Source organism: Sandaracinaceae bacterium, assembly GCA_016706685.1.
GTDB lineage: Bacteria > Myxococcota_A > Polyangia > Polyangiales > Houyiibacteriaceae > JADJJE01.
On the sequence record JADJJE010000005.1, the window covers coordinates 250142 to 266689 of the forward strand.

At 72.5% G+C, this 16548-nt stretch carries 15 protein-coding genes; 8 read left to right on the forward strand and 7 right to left on the reverse strand.

The features are described 5' to 3' along the window. Positions 1 to 57 precede the first annotated feature (57 nt). Entirely contained in the window at positions 58 to 996 is a 939-nt protein-coding gene (locus tag IPI43_10685) for a hypothetical protein (GenBank protein MBK7774592.1), read from the forward strand. On the opposite strand, the gene IPI43_10690 is transcribed toward IPI43_10685, so the two are convergent. The 7 genes from IPI43_10690 to IPI43_10720 form a co-directional block, all read right to left on the reverse strand. After that, positions 989 to 1942: an AAA family ATPase gene (locus IPI43_10690; GenBank protein ID MBK7774593.1), complete on the reverse strand. Its 954-nt coding sequence runs from the start codon at positions 1940 to 1942 to the stop codon at positions 989 to 991. The genes IPI43_10685 and IPI43_10690 overlap by 8 nt on opposite strands. Before the next feature lie 14 nt (positions 1943 to 1956). Beyond that, entirely contained in the window at positions 1957 to 4758 is a 2802-nt protein-coding gene (locus IPI43_10695; protein MBK7774594.1) for an AMP-binding protein, read from the reverse strand. Continuing rightward, the gene (locus tag IPI43_10700) at positions 4755 to 5585 is read right to left on the reverse strand and encodes a hypothetical protein (protein ID MBK7774595.1); all 831 of its coding nucleotides are present in this window, start codon (positions 5583 to 5585) and stop codon (positions 4755 to 4757) included. The genes IPI43_10695 and IPI43_10700 overlap by 4 nt, the downstream gene beginning before the upstream one ends. Next, positions 5582 to 6295 carry a class I SAM-dependent methyltransferase gene (locus tag IPI43_10705; protein ID MBK7774596.1) on the reverse strand — a complete coding sequence of 238 codons (714 nt, stop codon included), beginning with the start codon at positions 6293 to 6295 and terminating at the stop codon, positions 5582 to 5584. The genes IPI43_10700 and IPI43_10705 overlap by 4 nt, the downstream gene beginning before the upstream one ends. Before the next feature lie 121 nt (positions 6296 to 6416). Beyond that, the gene (gene asnB, locus IPI43_10710) at positions 6417 to 8255 is read right to left on the reverse strand and encodes an asparagine synthase (glutamine-hydrolyzing) (GenBank protein ID MBK7774597.1); all 1839 of its coding nucleotides are present in this window, start codon (positions 8253 to 8255) and stop codon (positions 6417 to 6419) included. Between the two features lie 5 nt (positions 8256 to 8260). Further along, positions 8261 to 8953, reverse strand: coding sequence for an alcohol dehydrogenase catalytic domain-containing protein (locus IPI43_10715; GenBank protein ID MBK7774598.1), 693 nt, complete (start codon positions 8951 to 8953; stop codon positions 8261 to 8263). Positions 8954 to 9289: 336 nt separating this feature from the next. Next, positions 9290 to 9700, reverse strand: a complete 411-nt coding sequence (locus IPI43_10720; GenBank protein ID MBK7774599.1) for a PilZ domain-containing protein — start codon at positions 9698 to 9700, stop codon at positions 9290 to 9292. A gap of 88 nt (positions 9701 to 9788) precedes the next feature. Between IPI43_10720 and IPI43_10725 the strand changes: the two genes are divergently transcribed. From IPI43_10725 to IPI43_10755, 7 genes are all read left to right on the forward strand, one after another. Further along, complete coding sequence (locus IPI43_10725; protein ID MBK7774600.1) at positions 9789 to 10775, forward strand: hypothetical protein; 987 nt, start codon at positions 9789 to 9791, stop codon at positions 10773 to 10775. A gap of 7 nt (positions 10776 to 10782) precedes the next feature. Continuing rightward, the gene (locus IPI43_10730; protein MBK7774601.1) at positions 10783 to 11331 is read left to right on the forward strand and encodes a hypothetical protein; all 549 of its coding nucleotides are present in this window, start codon (positions 10783 to 10785) and stop codon (positions 11329 to 11331) included. Then, positions 11322 to 12029 carry a hypothetical protein gene (locus tag IPI43_10735; GenBank protein ID MBK7774602.1) on the forward strand — a complete coding sequence of 236 codons (708 nt, stop codon included), beginning with the start codon at positions 11322 to 11324 and terminating at the stop codon, positions 12027 to 12029. The genes IPI43_10730 and IPI43_10735 overlap by 10 nt, the downstream gene beginning before the upstream one ends. Positions 12030 to 12131: 102 nt before the next feature. Beyond that, positions 12132 to 12761 carry a TetR/AcrR family transcriptional regulator gene (locus IPI43_10740; GenBank protein MBK7774603.1) on the forward strand — a complete coding sequence of 210 codons (630 nt, stop codon included), beginning with the start codon at positions 12132 to 12134 and terminating at the stop codon, positions 12759 to 12761. A gap of 151 nt (positions 12762 to 12912) precedes the next feature. Next, positions 12913 to 13752 (forward strand): electron transfer flavoprotein subunit beta/FixA family protein, encoded by an 840-nt coding sequence (locus IPI43_10745; protein ID MBK7774604.1) that lies wholly within the window; start codon positions 12913 to 12915, stop codon positions 13750 to 13752. A 30-nt stretch (positions 13753 to 13782) separates the two neighbouring features. Beyond that, positions 13783 to 14745, forward strand: a complete 963-nt coding sequence (locus IPI43_10750) for an electron transfer flavoprotein subunit alpha/FixB family protein (protein ID MBK7774605.1) — start codon at positions 13783 to 13785, stop codon at positions 14743 to 14745. An 82-nt stretch (positions 14746 to 14827) separates the two neighbouring features. Then, positions 14828 to 16495, forward strand: coding sequence for a hypothetical protein (locus IPI43_10755; protein ID MBK7774606.1), 1668 nt, complete (start codon positions 14828 to 14830; stop codon positions 16493 to 16495). The last annotated feature ends 53 nt before the right edge of the window (positions 16496 to 16548 follow it).

The window sequence follows — 16548 nt, forward strand, 5'->3', positions numbered from 1 at the left end:
TTGTTTTGCTGACCTGTTGTTTTACCGCTGGCGGACCTGTGCCAAGCTGCGCCCCGCATGATCGTCGTTGACCGCATCACCTGGCTCCGCGTCATCCTCCGTTGGCACGGGAGCGCCCTCCAAAAGGTCTGGCGGCGCGTGCTCTTCAGCACGGTCCTGGCCACGGGGGTGACCGTCACCTACCAGTACCACGACACGCTGTTCCACGAGGCGCTGACGCCGCTGCCGTTCACGCTCATCGGCGTGGCGCTCGGCATCTTCCTCGGCTTCCGCAACAACGCCAGCTACGACCGCTTCTGGGAGGGTCGTAAGCTGTGGGGTGGCATGGTGAACACCACCCGCACCATGACGCGGCAGGTCCTCACGCTGGTGGGTCCGCAGGAGCCCGACGAGGAGTCGCTGGCCACCCGGAAGGCGCTCATCTACCGCACCATCGCCTACTCCCACGCGCTGCGAAAGCACCTGCGCGACGACCGCGACTTCGAAGAGCTGCGCCCCTTCCTGCCCGAGGCCGAGTTCGCGAAGCTGGAGCACGAGCTGAACCCGCCCATCTCCATTCTGCAGCGCATGGGCGACGAGTTCCGGCGGTGCTGGAACCTGGGCTGGGTGCACCCCATGCACTTCCCCGCGCTCGAGGCCACGCTCACCGAGTTCACCAACCTGCAGGGCGGCTGCGAGCGCATCAAGAGCACGCCCATCCCCTTCAGCTTCAACATCCTCCTGCACCGAATCGTGGCCGTGTACTGCGTCACGCTGCCCATCGGGATCATCGATCAGGTGGGCTACGGCACGCCCGCCGTGGTGGCCATGGTGTCCTACGCGTTCTTCGGCCTGGACGCGGTGGGTGAAGAGATCGAGAACCCGTTCGGGCTGGACGCCAACGACCTGCCGCTCTCGGCCATCACGCGCATGATCGAGGTGAACCTCCGTCAGCGCCTGCACGAGACGGACCTGCCGCCGCTGCTGAAGCCCGACCGCCTGGACGTGCTCACCTGAGCAGCGCGTCGATGGCGGCGCGTGCGCTGCGACGGCGGGCCGCCCAGCCACCGCTCAGCACGTGATAGGGACGACCGTGTGCCTCGAGCGCATGCACACAGCGCTCGAAGAAGCGCTCGCGAGCGTGCGGCAGGTAGCGCAGGGGCTCCGGGACGTAAGGCACGTCGGGCGCGGTGAGCAGCGTGAGGTCGTAGCGACCGGCGTCGGCCAGGGCCTGCACCTCGGCCGGCACCTCGCCGCACAGCGCGTCGGCGTAGAGCGCGGTGGTGAGCGCGTCGCTGTCGCAGATCAGCACGCGGTTGGCGTCACGCGCGAGGGACTGCTCGGAGGCCACCTGCCCACGGGCGATGGGCTCGAAGTCCGCCAGCACGGGCTGACCTTCGCGCTGTGCGAGGTACGTGCGGGCGTACTCGGGCACCCAGACCGTCTGGAGGTCGCGCGCGAGGCTCGCCGCCAGCGTGGTCTTGCCGGTGGACTCGGGCCCCATCAGGCACACGCGCTTCACGAAGAGCGGGCGCACCGCGCGCGGCAGGTCGTCCCACGCGGCGAGCGGGTCCTGGCGAATGACGGTGGCGCGGATGGGCAGGATGGCCCGCGCCGGGTCGGCCGGCACGAAGCGCGCACCCAGCTCGCTGGCCAGCCGCTGGCCATACGGCTCCGACGCGAACACGACGTCCACCGGCTCGGGCAGGATGCGCTTCAGGCTCTCGCGCCAGATGCGCCAGAACTCGGGGTGCTCGCTCGGGTCCTGTGGGTTCTCGTCGGTGAGGTGATGCACCGTGGCCCCCGGCACCAGCTCTTGGACCAAGGCGTGGCGCACGGTGCCCGGGATGGTCTCGCGCGAGAGCGTGCCCACCACGATGTGCAGGCGCTCCACGTGGGCCAGCGCGAACTCGCAGAGGTACACGTGCCCGCGGTGCGGCGGGTAGAACTTGCCGAGCACCATGCCCACGCCGCGCTTCATGCGAGCGCCGCCCGAACGTAGCGTCGCAGGAGCGCGTGGTCTGGCTGCAACGTGTGCAGCGAGCTCGAGGACGCAGCCAGTGCTTGGGTGGTGTTCACGAGCGAGAAGTGTGCACCTGTGGCGGCGAAGAGGTCGAGGGCCCGGTGGCTGGCCAACATGCCGGGAACACCGCGCCCGAGCGAGAGGGCCATGAGGGCGGCGTCGCCGCTGGGGTCCCGCTGCTCGCCGGCGAGGGTGAAGAACTCCTGCGAAGGAAGCGTGCGGAGCGGGATGCCCTCTGCGTGCATCGCGAGCATGAGCGCAGCAAGCGTGGCGGGCCGGGTGGCCGCCACGTGATAGGTGCCACCCACGCCGGCAGCCCGATCGTGGCGCAGCAGCGCGAGGCAGGCGTCGGCGGCGTGGTCGAGCGGGGTGATGTCGAGCTGGAGCTCCGTGGCTGCGGAAACGCACGGTGCAGGCAACGCCCCCACACGCGCGAGCCCTCGCAGGAAGCGAGCGAGGTGCCCGTGGGGCGCGCCGTGACCGTCCGCTGCCGTACTCGTGAGCAAGCCCAGGCGCACGATGGTGGTGGCGTGCGCATGCGGATCGGCGCTGCGCACCAGGCGCTCGGCCAGCCACTTGCTGGTGGCGTACGGCGTGAGCAGCGCCTCGGTGATGGCCAGGTCGTCGGCTTCCATGCAGCGCTCGGGTCGCGGAAGCGCGTCGGTGAAGACCGACAGGGTGGAGGCGTGGAGCAGCGCCTTCGGGCGGCCGCTGGCACACAGCTGCAGCACGCGCCGGGTGCCCTCGAGGTTCACCGCGTTCAGCTCATGCAGCGAGGCTGCGGCGCTGAGGCGCGCGGCGAGGTGAATCACGGTGTGCAGCTGTTCGGTGAGCTGCGCGTAGTGAGCTGCGGCCAGGCCCAAGTGCTCTTCGGTCACGTCTCCCACGTGCACCCGCACGCGTGGGTCCCCAGCGGCAACGCGCAGCGCCGGGGGGAGCCCGGCGTGCAGCGCATCTGGACGGCGCACCAGGCAGTGCACGCGTCCGTCCGGCCCGAGCTCGTCCAACAAGCGCGGCAGCAGCGCGCCGCCCAGCGTGCCGGTCGCACCGGTCACGAGCACCTGCATGGCAGAGAGAGGCCGGGCGGGCGTGCGCGAGAGTGGAGTCACGCTGCCCAGCCAGCGCTCCTGCGCCGCGCGAGCCAGCCATGTGGTCAGCTCGGCCGTGTGTGACGCCAGCGCCGCACGCGGCGTGCGCCCTTGGGCGATGCTCACAGCAGACACGCGCGAGCCCGCCGCCTCCGCGCGCGCCGCGACCTCGAGCGCGAGCAGTGAGGTCCCCCCGGCGTCGAAGAAGTCCTCGTCGGGCGCGAGGGCGTCGCGGCCCAGCACCGCTCCGGGAGGCTCGAGCACCACGGCGCCGTGCAGGCTCGAAGCTGCGTGGATGTGAACCAGCTTTCCGGTCGCGCCGCGCGGCAGCTCGTGCGTGAGCCTCACCTCGTCCGGCACCAACCCCGCGGGCAGCTGCTGGCGCAGGGTCTCGCGCAGCTGGGCACCCCATGCGGCGCGTTCACCCCGGCTCACGGCCACGCACGGCTCCACCTGCGCGAGCAGCCGCTGCCCATCACCCGAGAGGCTCACGCTGGCGGCCCGCACCGCCCCCGTGCGCAGCAGCGCCGCCTCCACCTGCTCGGGCGCCACCAGCTGACCACGCAGCTTCCGCTGCCGGTCCACGCGGCCCCGAAACTCCCACTCGCCGTCCGGGTGTCGGCGCACCACGTCGCCCGTGCGGTACCAGCGGCGTCCCGCGCGCGCCACGAACCGCTGCGCCGTGAGCTCGTCGTCGAGGTGATAGCCCAGCGCGAGGCCAGGCCCGGCGATCAGCAGCTCGCCCTCGCCTGCAGGCAGCCCTTCGCGCGACACCACCTCGTAGGTGTTCCCGGCGATGGGCTGGCCCAGGAGCGGCCGCGACCACGCCGCGTCGCAGCGACCGAGGCTGGTACAGATGGTGGCCTCGGTGGGGCCATAGACGTTGAAGAGCGTCACCCGCTCGGCGAGGCGGCGGACCTCCTGCGGCGGGGCGACCTCCCCGCCCACCACGAGCGTGGTGAGACACGCCGGCAGCGCATCGGCGTCGAGGTGCGCGAGATAGGCCGGGGGGATGTCCGCATAGGTCACCCCGCGCTGCGCTGCGGTGGCCAGCAGGCGGCTCGGCGCGCAGCTCGCGTCGTCCTCCAGCACCAGCGTGGCCCCCGCGAGCAGGGCCGTGCCGATGTCGGACAGGCTAGCGTCGAAGGCGAGCCCCAGCAGGAACAACGAGCGGCTCGCAGGGCTCAGCGCAAAGGCCTCGATCTGCGCGTCCAGCACAGGGACCAGCCCCGCGTGCGTGCCCACCACGCCCTTCGGTCGGCCGCTGCTGCCGCTGGTGTAGATGAGGTACGCCGCGTCGCTGGGCAGCGGCTCACACGAGGCCGCGCCCTCCACGCGCGCCAGCACGCCCGCGGTGAGCGTGTGGCTGGCCAGGCTGGTGATGATGCACGCCCGGCGATAGGCCTGCGGCCAGCGAGGGCAGAGCAGCAGCGGGACGGCCCCCACCCGCATGAGGGCCAGCAGGTCCACGACGCGAGCGAGCGCGCGGCTTCCGTCGAGCCCCACGAGCACGCCCGGCCCCACCCGGGCTTCGTGCAGCAGCGCCGCGACGCGCTGCACACGCTGATCGAGCTCGGCGTAGGTGCATGCCCGCCCGCGGTCCAGCACGGCCACGCGCGCAGCGTGCGTGCGGAACACCCGGCGCATGCGCTCGGAGAAGGGGTTCATGTGCGCTCACCGGCCACCGCAGTGAGGTGATAGTTGCGCGACGCGTCTCCGCGGCTGGCGTTGTCCACCGACGGAGCTCCACGACCGAAGCGCTGGTCGAGCCGAGCCACCACCCGCACGTCCACGCTGAAGCGCGTCTCGGCTTCGTCATGCGGGGTGGGCCCGTGCAGCTGCGCAGCGCTGAAGAGCAGGCGGGCGGCGCACGGCATGGCGGGCACGTACGCCGGAGCACTGGGCACCGTGAGCGCACGCGGGTACACGGCGGGGGTGCCCACCCGCCCACTCTGAAAGCCACCCTCCGACTGGAAGGCCGCGAAGTCGAAGCCCGCGGAGTCGTTGGGGAGCGCGCGGCGCAGCGCGCCTGGGAAGAGCTGCAGGCCATCCCGCGCGCTCACGTTTCGCAGCGGGATCCACAGGTTGATCTGCGCGCGCGGGTTTGCGTACCACGTGTCGCGGTGGAGCGCGTAAGCGTCCCGCGTGATGGGCTCGCGATGCGCACCCGGGGCCACCCCGCGCAGGCGCGCGCGGTCGATGGCGAAGGCGGGCTCGGTCACGCCCAGCTCGGCCAGCACGGAGCGAGTGAGCGCGGTCAGATGGTGGTCGCGCGCGAGCGCCTGGCGTGCCCGGGTGAGCGCCACGAAGAAGGCGTGCACGCCATGGCGCTCGTGCGCGGTCTCGGGTTTGCCCCCGAACGCGGCCGCCACCACGGCGCGAACATGGGCGACCAGCTGCTGGCTGGCGGGCGTGGGCGGCAGCACGGGGCACGCTCCCGCGTGGATGGCGGCGCGCAGGGATGCATGGAGCCCGGTGGCACGTGGGTAGCTCACGGCGAGCTCCCCAAGCTCCCGGAGCTCTCCGAGGCCGCGCCCAGCAGAGGACGGCGGGCCAGCAGGATGCAGCGTCCAGCGTCCTCCGTGTAGCCCACGTCCCGGGGCGCCACCTGGCTCAGCACCTCGAAGCCGACGCTCCGCAAGAGCACACGCAGCTGGGCGCTCGAGTAGAGCCGAGTCTCCCCCGCGCTGGTGCGCGTCTCCCCGCTGGGGGCCACGAAGGTCCAGCGGTCCACCAGCATCCCACGTCGCTCGTCGAGGTGCGCCTCGCGCACGGCTGTGAAGCGCCCGCTGCGGGTGTCACGCGTGCGCTCCGAGCGGGGGTGGAAGCAGGCGCGCACGCGCTCCATGTCCGGGTAGTCGAGCGCGAAGAGACCACCCGGGCGCAGCGCATCCCGCACGCGCGCGAGCATGGTGGTGTTCGCGGCGTCGTCGTCCGAGTATCCGAAGCTGGTGTACCAGTTGATGGCGGCATCGCAGCGGACGGCCGGCACGTACGTGAGAGCATCTCCACACTCGAAGCGGGCATGGCCAAGCGTTCCCGCCGGGAGGCTCTCGCAGCGGGCGCGCGCTCGCGCCACGTAGCTGGCCACGCCGTCCACGCCCTCCACGTGCACGCCGCGCTCCATCAGGGGCACCGCCACGCGCCCCACGCCACAGCACTGGTCGAAGAGCCAGCTGCCGGCGCGGAGGCCCAGCACGCGCATCAGGCCGTCGGTGCGGCGCTCGCGCTCGCCGGGTCGTCGTCGCTCAGCCAGAGCTCCGCGAAGGCGTCGTCGAAGAAGCGCTCCCACCAGCGCGCGCCCGCCCCGTCGCTTGCCACGATGCTCATCGAAACAGCTCCTGCTCCAGCAACGCCGTGGTCAGCATCCACATCAAGGGTGCCTCCCAGTCGCGCCGCGCTGCCAGGCTCGCCCCGCGCGCCCGGTCGAGCTGGGCCGCCACCGCCGCACGGTTCACGAACGCCGGCGCCGTGGGCCCCGTGAGCGTGGCGTGGCACAGCTCGAACAGCCGACCGGGTTGCGAAGCCAGCAGCATGGGGGCGGCGAAGAAGGGCTGCTTGCGGCGCGCCAGCACGGCATCTGGCACCAGCCCGCGGAGGGCGTCGCGCAGCGCCTGCTTCTCGACGCCGCCGCGCATGAAGTCGAGGGGAGCGATGCGCCGCGCGGCCTGCTGCACCTCGCGGTCGAGGAAGGGTGGGCGCCCTTCCACACCGTGCGCGAGCTCCACCGCGTCGCCCAGCGTGCCCAGGATGTAGCGCTCGAACGCGAGCGCGCGCCACCACGCGCGGGAGCGCTCGAGCCCATGGGGTTGGCCGTCCACACCGGACGTGGCGCGCAACACGGCGTCCACGGCCCCGCTGGCATTCACCCGCACGTCCCCAAAGTCACCGAGCGCGTGCAGCCGCGCGCCCAGCGCCAGCTTGGCGGTGATGAAGTGCGGCACGGCAGTGGCGGCTCGGGCGCCCTCGGCCCCCACCGCGCTGGGAGCCAGCATGGCCCCCGCCAGCGAGGCCTGCTGCTCCGCCGTGGGCGCGAAGCCGGCGTCCACCAGGAAGTGTGCGTAGCCGAACGCCACCTCGTCAGCGCCCTCCCCGCTGAGCAGCACCTTGTGACCGGCGCGCGCCACGGCCTGCGCGAGCGCCCACTTGCCCACCAGGTGGGCGTTGATGGCGCTGCCCTCCCCGGCGCGCACCGCTGCGGGCAGCAGCGCAGCCAGCGCCTCATCGTCCAACGACACGGCGTGGTGCTCTGCCCCGAAGCAGCGTGCGGTCTCCGCGGCGGCGTCCCACTCGGACTGCACGTCGCCCTCGAAGCACACCGTGAACGCGGGCGGCGCGTGGCCCGTGATGCGCGTGACCAGCGCCAGCACCGCGCTCGAGTCGAGCCCGCCGCTCAGCGCGCAGGCATACGAGACCTCCTCCGGGATGCGCACGCGCACGGCGTCCTCGAGCGCGGCGCGCAGGCCGGCCAACGGCTCGCGATGCTCGCTCGTGTCCGCCGCGCCCATGGCGCCCGGCCAGGTCTCGGCACGCTGCACCCGCACGCCGGCATGGTCGACCATCACCAGCCCACCCGCCGGCACGGGCGAGACCCCCGCGAAGAGCGTGCGCCCCGGCGGCGGGTACTGCAGCGCGGCCGACTGCTGCAGCGCCTGCACGTCCCAGCGCGCCGACAAGCCCGCCGCAAACAGGGCGCGCGCCGTGCTGGCCAGCATCACCCTAGAGCCGTGCGAGGCGAGCAGCAGCGGCCGCACACCATCCGGGTCGCGCGCGCCCAAGAGACGGCGCCGCTCGCTGTCGTAGAGCACGAAGGCGTACTCCCCACGCAGGTGACGCGTGAGCCCCGCGCCCTCGTCCTCGTAGAAGTGCACCAGCAGCTCGGCGTCGCAGCGCGTGCGCAGCACGTGCCCCCGCGCGCGCAGCTCGGCGCGCAGCCGCTCGGCGCCGTAGAGCTCGCCGTTGAGCATGGCGCACACCGTCCCGCGCTCGTTCCAGATGGGCTGCGCGCCGCCCGCAACGTCCACCACGGCCAGCCGCGTGTGGCCCAGCGCCACGTCCCCAGCCGGACTCAGCCAGTGCTGCCGCCCGTCAGGCCCGCGCTCACGCAGGGCGTCGAGCGCCTGCTCCACCACGCTCTGCTCGATGGGCGCTACCGAATCGACCAACGCGATCAGGCCGCACATGCCGCTCCGCCGCACGCCAGCATGGGCTTCCGCAGGTGGTCGCTCACGTCGCCGAGCCCGGCCGAGTCAGCCGCCAGGAGCGCACCGAACTCTTCGAACGAGTGCAGCGCGCCGAGCCACCGGCACACATCGAGGCTCGCATCCGCCAACCGCTCGGCGGCCAGCGCGAACGGCGCATAGGACACGCCCCGCACGCAGAGGTCCCGCTGCGCCCACAGCCCGAAGCTGGCGGGCACGCGCGTGGCCGGACGGCTCTTCAGCACCAGCGTGCCGAACGGGCACACCGCGCGCGCCAGCTGGTCCAAGCGCTCGGCCTCCGCGCGCGTCTCCACACCGACATCGAAGGACTCGCCTGCGGGAGGCCGCTCCGCCAGCACCACGTGCGCGTAGCCCTCGCTGCGCAGCACGTGTTCGGTGAGCGTGGCCACGCGCCCGCTGCCCATGATCAGCACGCGGGCGTCGCGCGGAAGACCCATGCACGCCACGCCGAGCGCCGCCGCGTAGGGCTCGAGGAACGCCGCCCGGCGCGCGTCCGTGACGCCCGGCAGCGGGACACACGCGGACAGCGGCAAGACCACCTCTTCGGTGAACACGCCGTCACGCCCCACGCCGAGCATCTGCGCCTGTGGGCAGTGATGTGGCCGTCCCGCGTGGCAGGCCTCGCAGCGCGCGCAGCCCACGAAGGGGTGAAATGCCACCAGCGTCCCCTCCGCGAGAGCGCGCCGCAGCGCGTCCCCGGCACGCTACCCGGGCTCAGCTCCAGCAGCACGCCGGACGCCTCGTGACCCAGCACCGTGGAAGGCTCACACCCCAGCTCACCGCGTGCCGCGTACACATCGGTGCGGCACAGCCCCGCGACGAGCAGACGCACGCGGGCCCAGCCCGGCACGCTGGGCAGCGTGGGGCGTGCCCGCCTCACGAGCGCGGCGCCAGCGCGAGTCCGCACCAGCGCCCGCATCGTGTCTCCGGTCGTGGCCACCTGGGCTTCGTGCCCGGAGACGGGGTGAGCCGTCAAGTCATCCTGGGCGCAGCACCCGCACGCCCTGCCCCAGATCCTCCCAGCGCTCGCCGCCGCGCTGGTTGGCGAGCCAGGTCTCGAGACGCTCGCGGTGCGCGTCGGCCATCGCGCTGAAGCGCAGCGCGCTGCGTCGCCAGCCGCTCGCCTCAGCAGGCTCGTCCACGCGCTGCTCGTCGTAGACCACCTGCGCCAGGCCCCAGACGGGGTCGGCATCCAGCCGCCCGTGGTGGTCCGGCAGGCGGATCTCCAGCTGCACGGGGCCGGCAGGGGGCGCCGCGGTGGACGGACGCTCCAGCAGGATGCCGCCCGAGGAGAGGTTCATCACGAAGGACGAGTAGGTCGCCTCGCCCACGATCTCGCGGACGAACAGACCCACCTCGACTCGCTTTTCTTGTCGACGATCGTTCACGCACACAGTGTGCGTACATGTAGGACAACGAAGCAAATTACGGGAGAACGCGGGCAGAACTCCGAGGGCAGGCTGCTATACCTCGCGCGTGCTTCGTTCCATCCGCTCCGTGACGTGTGCGGCGCTGCTCGTGCTCACGTCGGTTCCGAGCTGCGCAACCGGCGGCGCGTCCGGGAGCGGCGCTGGCGTGCGCGCGCCGGGCAGCGACCCCTCGCGGTCGGCCCCCGCCTACACACCGGAGTTCAGCTGGTTCGTGCGCCCGCTGCCCACGCAGGGCACCGTGGAGCTGGCGCTGTACATCGACGCCGGCTCGCGCGACGCGGCTCCTGTGCAGGTGGCTGCGCTCGCGGCGCACGCGCTCGCGGCCCGCTTCGACGAGGACGCTGGCCAGCCGCCCGTGCGTGCGCAAGTGACGCCCGACGCGAGCGCGTTCGTGCTCACCTGCGCGGCGGAGCAGCTCTTGGCCTGCGCACGGCGCCTGACCACCGTGCTGCACCCCGCCCCTCTCTCGGCCAGCGAGCTCACCGCCGCCCATGTGCAGCTGCGCGAGGCACGCGCCGGGGCGCACGCCGACGCCACGCGCTCGGCCGAGGCGGCCGCGCTGCGCGCGCTGCTGGGCACCGAGGCGAGCGGGCTCTTCCCGCTGGGAGAGGCAGAGCACGACGTGGACGCCAGCGCTGCCGTGGTCCAGGCCTTCGTGGACGCGCACTACGGCAGCCAGCGCGCGCTCTTGCTGGCAGAGGGCGACGTGGACGCGCACGCGCTGGACGCGCTGGGCCTCGAGCTGCGCGAAGCCCCGGCCGCCCCGCGCCAGCGCGAGAGCCGCCAGCTCCCGGACGGTGGCGGCGTGGCCGTGGAGGTGGCCCACGAGAGTGCGGCCTCCGTGGCGCTCCGCGCGCGCAGCCTCGAGCACGCGCGTGCCATCGTGCACCTGCTGCGTGACCCGGCGTTCCTGACCAACACGCCGCTGCCCCCGCTCGACCTCGCGGCGTTCGAGCTGCGCGGCGGCGCGCTGGTGCTGCTCACCCTGCCCACGGGATCGGCTCGAGGGGCGCCCCGAGGACGCCGCGCGTGAGCTGGCTGTGCTCGCGCTGCGCGCGTCCGATGCGGCCGACTCGTTGCCGTGGGGCGAGAGCCCGAGCAGCGACGACTCGGGCGACCACGCGCTCGAGTGGGCGCCACCGGGCGCGGGCACGGTGCAGGCGCTGGGAGAGCGCTGGGCCGCGCGCCAGCCGGTCGAGACCGCGAGCGATCCCGCCGCCTTCCCGAGCGACACGCTGGGCCTCGGCATCACGCTGAACGGGGGCCGGGCCGATGCGCTGGACGACGCGGATCCCGATGCGCGCACGCGCCGCAACGCCGAGACCGCGCTGCGGGAGGCCCACGCGCGCGCCCTGCAGCAGGCGCGCCCCTGGCGCGAGCAGCCGCGGCTCGAGCCGCTGTTCGCGCTCCCAGACCTCAACCCCGAGAACGCGGACTCCGCCGACCAGCTGTGGGGCCCCGTGGACGCCACGCTCCCGAACGGCGCCATCCTGCGTGTGGCGCTCAGCCCCACGGGAGAGAACGGCGTGCTGGTGGCCTTCGACGGCGGCCCCGGCGGCGCATGCGCGGCTGGGTGGCCATGGCGCTGAGCCCTTCCCAGCCCGGCCGCGTCGCGCCCGCAGGCGCCGCCGAGCGCTTGGACGCCGTGCGCGTGGGCGACATCACGCGCGCGCTCGAGCGCCTGCGGGTCGGAGCCCGCACCCGCGTCTTGGCTTTCGTGCGCGCGTCCCCGCGGCGCGTCGCGCGTCGTGTGGCCCCACGGCTCGCGACCTTGGCCGGCGGTGAGCGCTTCGAGCCGGTCCGCAGCCGCGCGCTGGGCAACTCGCCACACGCGGTCGCGTGGATCGGTGGCGCCCCCCAACACGCGCGCCTGCTCGTCGCGTTCCGTGACCCAGTCGCCGCGGGTGGCCACGACGCGCCGGAGAGCCACCTGGGGCGCGCCCACGCCGCCGCCCTCGCCGCTCGCCTGCGCGGCATCGGCCTCGACGTCATCTGGGCGACGGGCGACGGCGGCGCCTACGGCCACTGGTCCGCCGTGGCCATCGAGACCACCGTGGATGCTCTCGACGGGCTTCCGGCACGCATCGAGGCCGCCCTGCGCGCGGACCTCGTGTTGGGGCCGACGCTGGCCGAGCTGGCCCGACCGGGCACGCCCTCGCTCGGAGAGCAAGCGCTGCGCGGGCTGCCGAGCCTCGTGGTCGCCCCCGCCACGCCCGCCGCCGGGCCCCGCTACGTGGTGGCCCGCCCCCAGGGCGCCGAGGCCATGCGGCGCCAAAACGGGCGCTGAGCCCCCTTTGCTGATACCCCTTTGCGGGATCGGCCGAATGAACCATCATTCAGTTCAGCCCCCATGGTGACGACCCCCGAACGCCACGCTGCCGAGAGCCCGATGCCGACCGCACGCCCAGCCACGAAGACCAAGCCACGCCGCGCTCCGGACAACGACAAGCGCGAGCGCATCCTGCGCGCCGCCATCAAGGTCTTCGCGCGGAAGGGCTTCTACGCCACGCGCGTGAGCGAGATCGCGAAGGCGGCGGGCGTGGCCGACGGCACTATCTACCTCTACTTCAAGAACAAGGACGACGTCCTCGTCTCCATCTTCGACGACCGCATCACGCGGCTGCTGGTGGTCATCCGCCAGGAGATGGCCGCCTGCGCCACCGTGGAAGAGCGCATCACGCGCGTGGTGGAGCTGCAGCTCGGCCTGCTCGAGGGCCAGCGCGACTTGGCCGAGGTGGTGACCGTCAACCTGCGCCAGAGCTCGAAGCTGCTGAAACAGTACGCGGCGCCGCTGTTCAACGAGTACATCGAGCTCATTGCGGGGACCATCGCCGAAGGCCAGCGCGAGGGCGCGCTGCGCACGGACATCAACCCGAAGGTGGCGGCGCGCTCGCTCTGGGGCGCGCTCGACGGCGTGACCCTGACGTGGGCCGTGGGTGGCGACGCCGACCCGGTGGCGCTGCGCAAGGCCGCCAAGCAGCTGGCCTCGCTCTTCCTGGAAGGCCTGCGGGCCCGCTGACCGTGCAGAGCGTGCTTGACTTCTGGGCCTCGGCCACCTAGATCCAACGCGGTTTCTCGCCTGCGGGCGAGGCCATTTTTCGCCCAGTCGTGGCCACCGACGAGCGGTGAGCTCAACGCCTGAGCACCAAACACTTTCCTCGGAGGAATGGGTGAAGATCCTCGTCCCCATCAAGCGCGTTGCGGACCCCGACAACGCCAACAAGGTCAAGGTCAGCGGTGACGGCACTCAGGTGACGTCCGAGGGCCTCGAATGGAAGATGAACCCGTTCGACGAGTGGAGCCTCGAGGCTGCGCTTCGTCTCACGGAGAACGGCGCCACGAAGGCTCGCACGGGCGAGGTCGTCCTGGTGTCCATCGGTCCGAAGGACGCGGCGCAGACCGTGCGCCAGGGTCTCGCGATGGGCGCCGAGCGCGGCATCCTCGTGGAGGCCAACGACCAGGAGCTGGACTCCAACATGGTGGCGCAGATCCTCAAGGCCATCGTGGACAAGGAGAAGCCGGACCTGGTGGTCATGGGCAAGCAGACCGTGGACGGCGACAGCAACGTGGCGGGCACCGTGCTCGCCGAGCTGCTGGGCTGGCCGCTGGCGAACTACGCCATGAGCATCCAGACGGCCGATGACGGCAAGACGCTCACGGTGCGCCGCGAGCTCGACACCGGCGTCAGCACCATCAAGGTGACCGGCCCGGCCGTGGTGACCACGTCGGACCGCATCCTGAAGCCCGAGTCCGTGAAGAACGGCGCCACCCCGGCCGACTTCAAGTACCCCGAGGCCGAGGGCGGTCGCTATGCGTCGCTCAAGGGCATCATGGCGGCCAAGAAGAAGCCCATCGAGGAGGTCACCGCAGCCTCGCTCGGCGCTTCGCCGCAGAAGACGCTCACGTACCTCAAGTTCGAGCTGCCGCCCGCGCGCTCGGGCAAGACCACCTTCGTCGAGTCGGTCCAGGAGCTCGTGCAGAAGCTCAAGTCCGACGCGAAGGTCCTCTGACATCTCACCACAGGAACGGAGAACAACATCATGGCAAAGACTCTTGTGGTTGCAGAGCTGCTCGAGGGTGCGGTCCGCAGGACCTCCCTCAGCGGCGTGACGATGGCGCGCGAGATCGGCGGCGACTTCGACATCCTGCTCGTGGGTGATGGCGCCAGCGGCGCTGCCAGCGAGCTCACCGCCTTCGGCGCCGGCAAGGTGCTCACCTGCAACATCGCGGGTGGCTACGTGTGCGAGAAGCACGCCGCCACCGTCGCGGCCGTTGCGGCCGACTACGAAGTGGTCGTCGCCTGCGCCAGCGCGTACGGCAAGGACCTGCTCCCGCGCGTGGCCGCCAAGATCGGCGCGGGCGTGGCGAGCGACATCTCCGGCATCAAGAACGACGGCGGCAAGCTCGTGCTGCGCCGCCCCATGTACGCCGGCAACGTCTCGGGCACCCTCACGGTCGACACGGCCAAGAAGGTCATCACGGGCCGTCAGACCGAGTTCGACGCGGCCGAGCCGAGCGGTGGTGCCAGCCCCGTCTCCGCCGTGGCCGAGGTCACCGATGCCGCGTCCAGCCGCATCGAGTTCGTGAGCCTCGAGGTCGTCAAGAGCGAGCGCCCGGAGCTCGCCGAGGCCGACATCGTGGTGTCGGGTGGCCGCTCGCTCAAGAGCGCCGAGAACTTCAAGAGCATCATGGAGCCGCTGGTGGACACCCTCGGCGCCGCCATGGGTGCCTCGCGCGCGGCTTGTGACGCGGGCTACGTCGCCGCCGACCTGCAGGTCGGTCAGACCGGCAAGGTCGTGGCGCCGAAGCTCTACGTCGCGGTCGGCATCTCGGGCGCCATCCAGCACCTCGCGGGCATGAAGGGCTCGAAGGTCATCGTGGCGATCAACAAGGACAAGGAAGCCCCCATCGCGCAGGTGGCGGACTACTTCCTGGTGGCCGACCTCTTCGAGGCCGTGCCCGCCCTGACCGCCGAGATCAAGAAGGTCAAGTCCGCGGGCTGAAGCTCGCCGCGACCCATGAAAGCAGCCCGGCCCAGCGCCGGGCTTCTTTCGTTAAGGCCACCAGATATGGGATACTGACGCGATGTTCGCTCGCCCTTGCTCACGCCCTCTGCGCACGCGCCACGTTGCCGTGCTCGCGGCGCTGTGCGTGGGCTGCATGGCCAGTAGCGTGGGCCAGGCCAGCGCGCAGGAGGTGGCCTACACGGGTGCGTGGCAAGCCAGCCCGCTGAGCGTGCGCTACGCGCTGCAGAGCTGGGGCCCCGACTGCGGGCCACGCCCCGGAGCCGCAAGCGAGCCCGGCGGGCGCGTGACGGTCAGCGCCGAGGGCAGCCACCTGCGGTTCACCGGAGCCTTGTCGGGCGCCACCAGCGCGTGCTGGAGCGACAACGCCGAGGTGCGCCGGGTGTCGGCGTCCGCCCGCCCCGAGAGCTGGTCGGCCAGCTGCGCCACCATCGCCGGCAACCCGCGTGGGGAGAGCGGCCGCTACTCCTTCACGGTGCGAGACCCCAACACGCTCTCGTACACCGAGCGCACCACCTACAACTGGCAGCTGCGCGACTCCACGTGCACCGCCACGCGCACGGCCAGCCGCACGCTCACGCGCGCCGTGCCCCTGGCCATCCCCAGCGAGCTGCCGCCTCCGAGCGAGCCCACGGTGGCCGAGCCCGCACCGGAGGAGCCCAGTACGTGCGTAGCCGGAACGCCCACCGCGCTGCGCATGCGTGCGCCCGAGGCGCCCGTCGAGCCGGGCGCGCGGCTGTGCTTGACCGCCCGAGCCACAGACGCCGCGGGCTGCGCGCTGACCAACCCGCCCATCGAGTGGCGCGTGGTGGGTCCCACCGGGTCGTCGGGGCGCATGGATGGGCGCTGCTTCGTGACCACGGACAACGCAGCCGAAGCCGAGGGGGAGTACCGCATCACCGCCACGCTCGGCGCCCTCGAGGCGCGTGCAGACGTTCAGGTGCACTCACCCGACCTGTCTGGCCTCATCGCGGTGCGCGATCGCGCGCCGGATGGCCAGCCCAGCGCCATCGAGCACGCCGAGTCCGAGCGGGCGGCAGGCGTGGCTGCGGTCGCGCCGGGCGGTGGCCATGGGCAGCGCTGGTTGCTGTTGGGCGTGGGCCTCCTGCTGCTGGGCGCCACGGTCGGGTTCTCGCTGCTGGTGGTGCGGGCGCGGCGCAAGTCCGCCACGGCCGCCACCAAGGGCGGCAGCAAAGACACCAAGGGCAGCCGCGACAGCGACCCTGAGCGGAAGAGCGACCCGCTCAAGAATTCGGGCACGGCGCTCATCCCCAAGAAGGCGCAGCTCCCGGGTCACGCAGCCAGCGCGGCCTCACGGGCCGAGACGATGATGGAGGCGCCTGCCCCGAGCGCGGCCGTGGCCCCGCGGCCTGCTGCGCCGGTCGTGGCGGCCAGTTCCGTGGGCGGGCCGCTCGCCTGCCCGGTGTGCGGGGTGCCGGGGACCGGGGGCGAGCGGTTCTGCGCGAAGCATGGCGAGCGGCTGGTGACGGCCGCCGAAAATCCGCTGAGAGCGGCCGGGATGATCTGCCCAACCTGCCGCCGGGGCTACCCGCCAGACGCCGAATTCTGCCCCCACGATCGCGCGGCGCTCGTTCCCTACACGCTCTATCGCCGGGCCGAGACCGCCACGGAGACCCTCCCGCGCATCTGCCCCACGTGCGGTGAGCGCTACGGCCAGCACGTCACCTTCTGTGGCAAGGACGGGGCCTCCCTGTCTTCCGTCAACTAGTCGCTCGAGCCACCCAAGGATGCCTCGCGTCGAGGTTCGGTAGCTACGAGACG

Excerpts from the sequence above, each read along its gene's own strand:
- IPI43_10685 (MBK7774592.1), top strand. The coding sequence starts at position 58 with ATGATCGTCGTTGACCGCATCACCTGGCTCCGCGTCATCCTCCGTTGG.
- IPI43_10690 (MBK7774593.1), bottom strand. The coding sequence starts at position 1,942 with ATGGTGCTCGGCAAGTTCTACCCGCCGCACCGCGGGCACGTGTACCTC.
- IPI43_10695 (MBK7774594.1), bottom strand. The coding sequence starts at position 4,758 with ATGAACCCCTTCTCCGAGCGCATGCGCCGGGTGTTCCGCACGCACGCT.
- IPI43_10705 (MBK7774596.1), bottom strand. The coding sequence starts at position 6,295 with ATGCGCGTGCTGGGCCTCCGCGCCGGCAGCTGGCTCTTCGACCAGTGC.
- IPI43_10735 (MBK7774602.1), top strand. The coding sequence starts at position 11,322 with ATGGCGCTGAGCCCTTCCCAGCCCGGCCGCGTCGCGCCCGCAGGCGCC.
- IPI43_10740 (MBK7774603.1), top strand. The coding sequence starts at position 12,132 with ATGCCGACCGCACGCCCAGCCACGAAGACCAAGCCACGCCGCGCTCCG.
- IPI43_10750 (MBK7774605.1), top strand. The coding sequence starts at position 13,783 with ATGGCAAAGACTCTTGTGGTTGCAGAGCTGCTCGAGGGTGCGGTCCGC.
- IPI43_10755 (MBK7774606.1), top strand. The coding sequence starts at position 14,828 with ATGTTCGCTCGCCCTTGCTCACGCCCTCTGCGCACGCGCCACGTTGCC.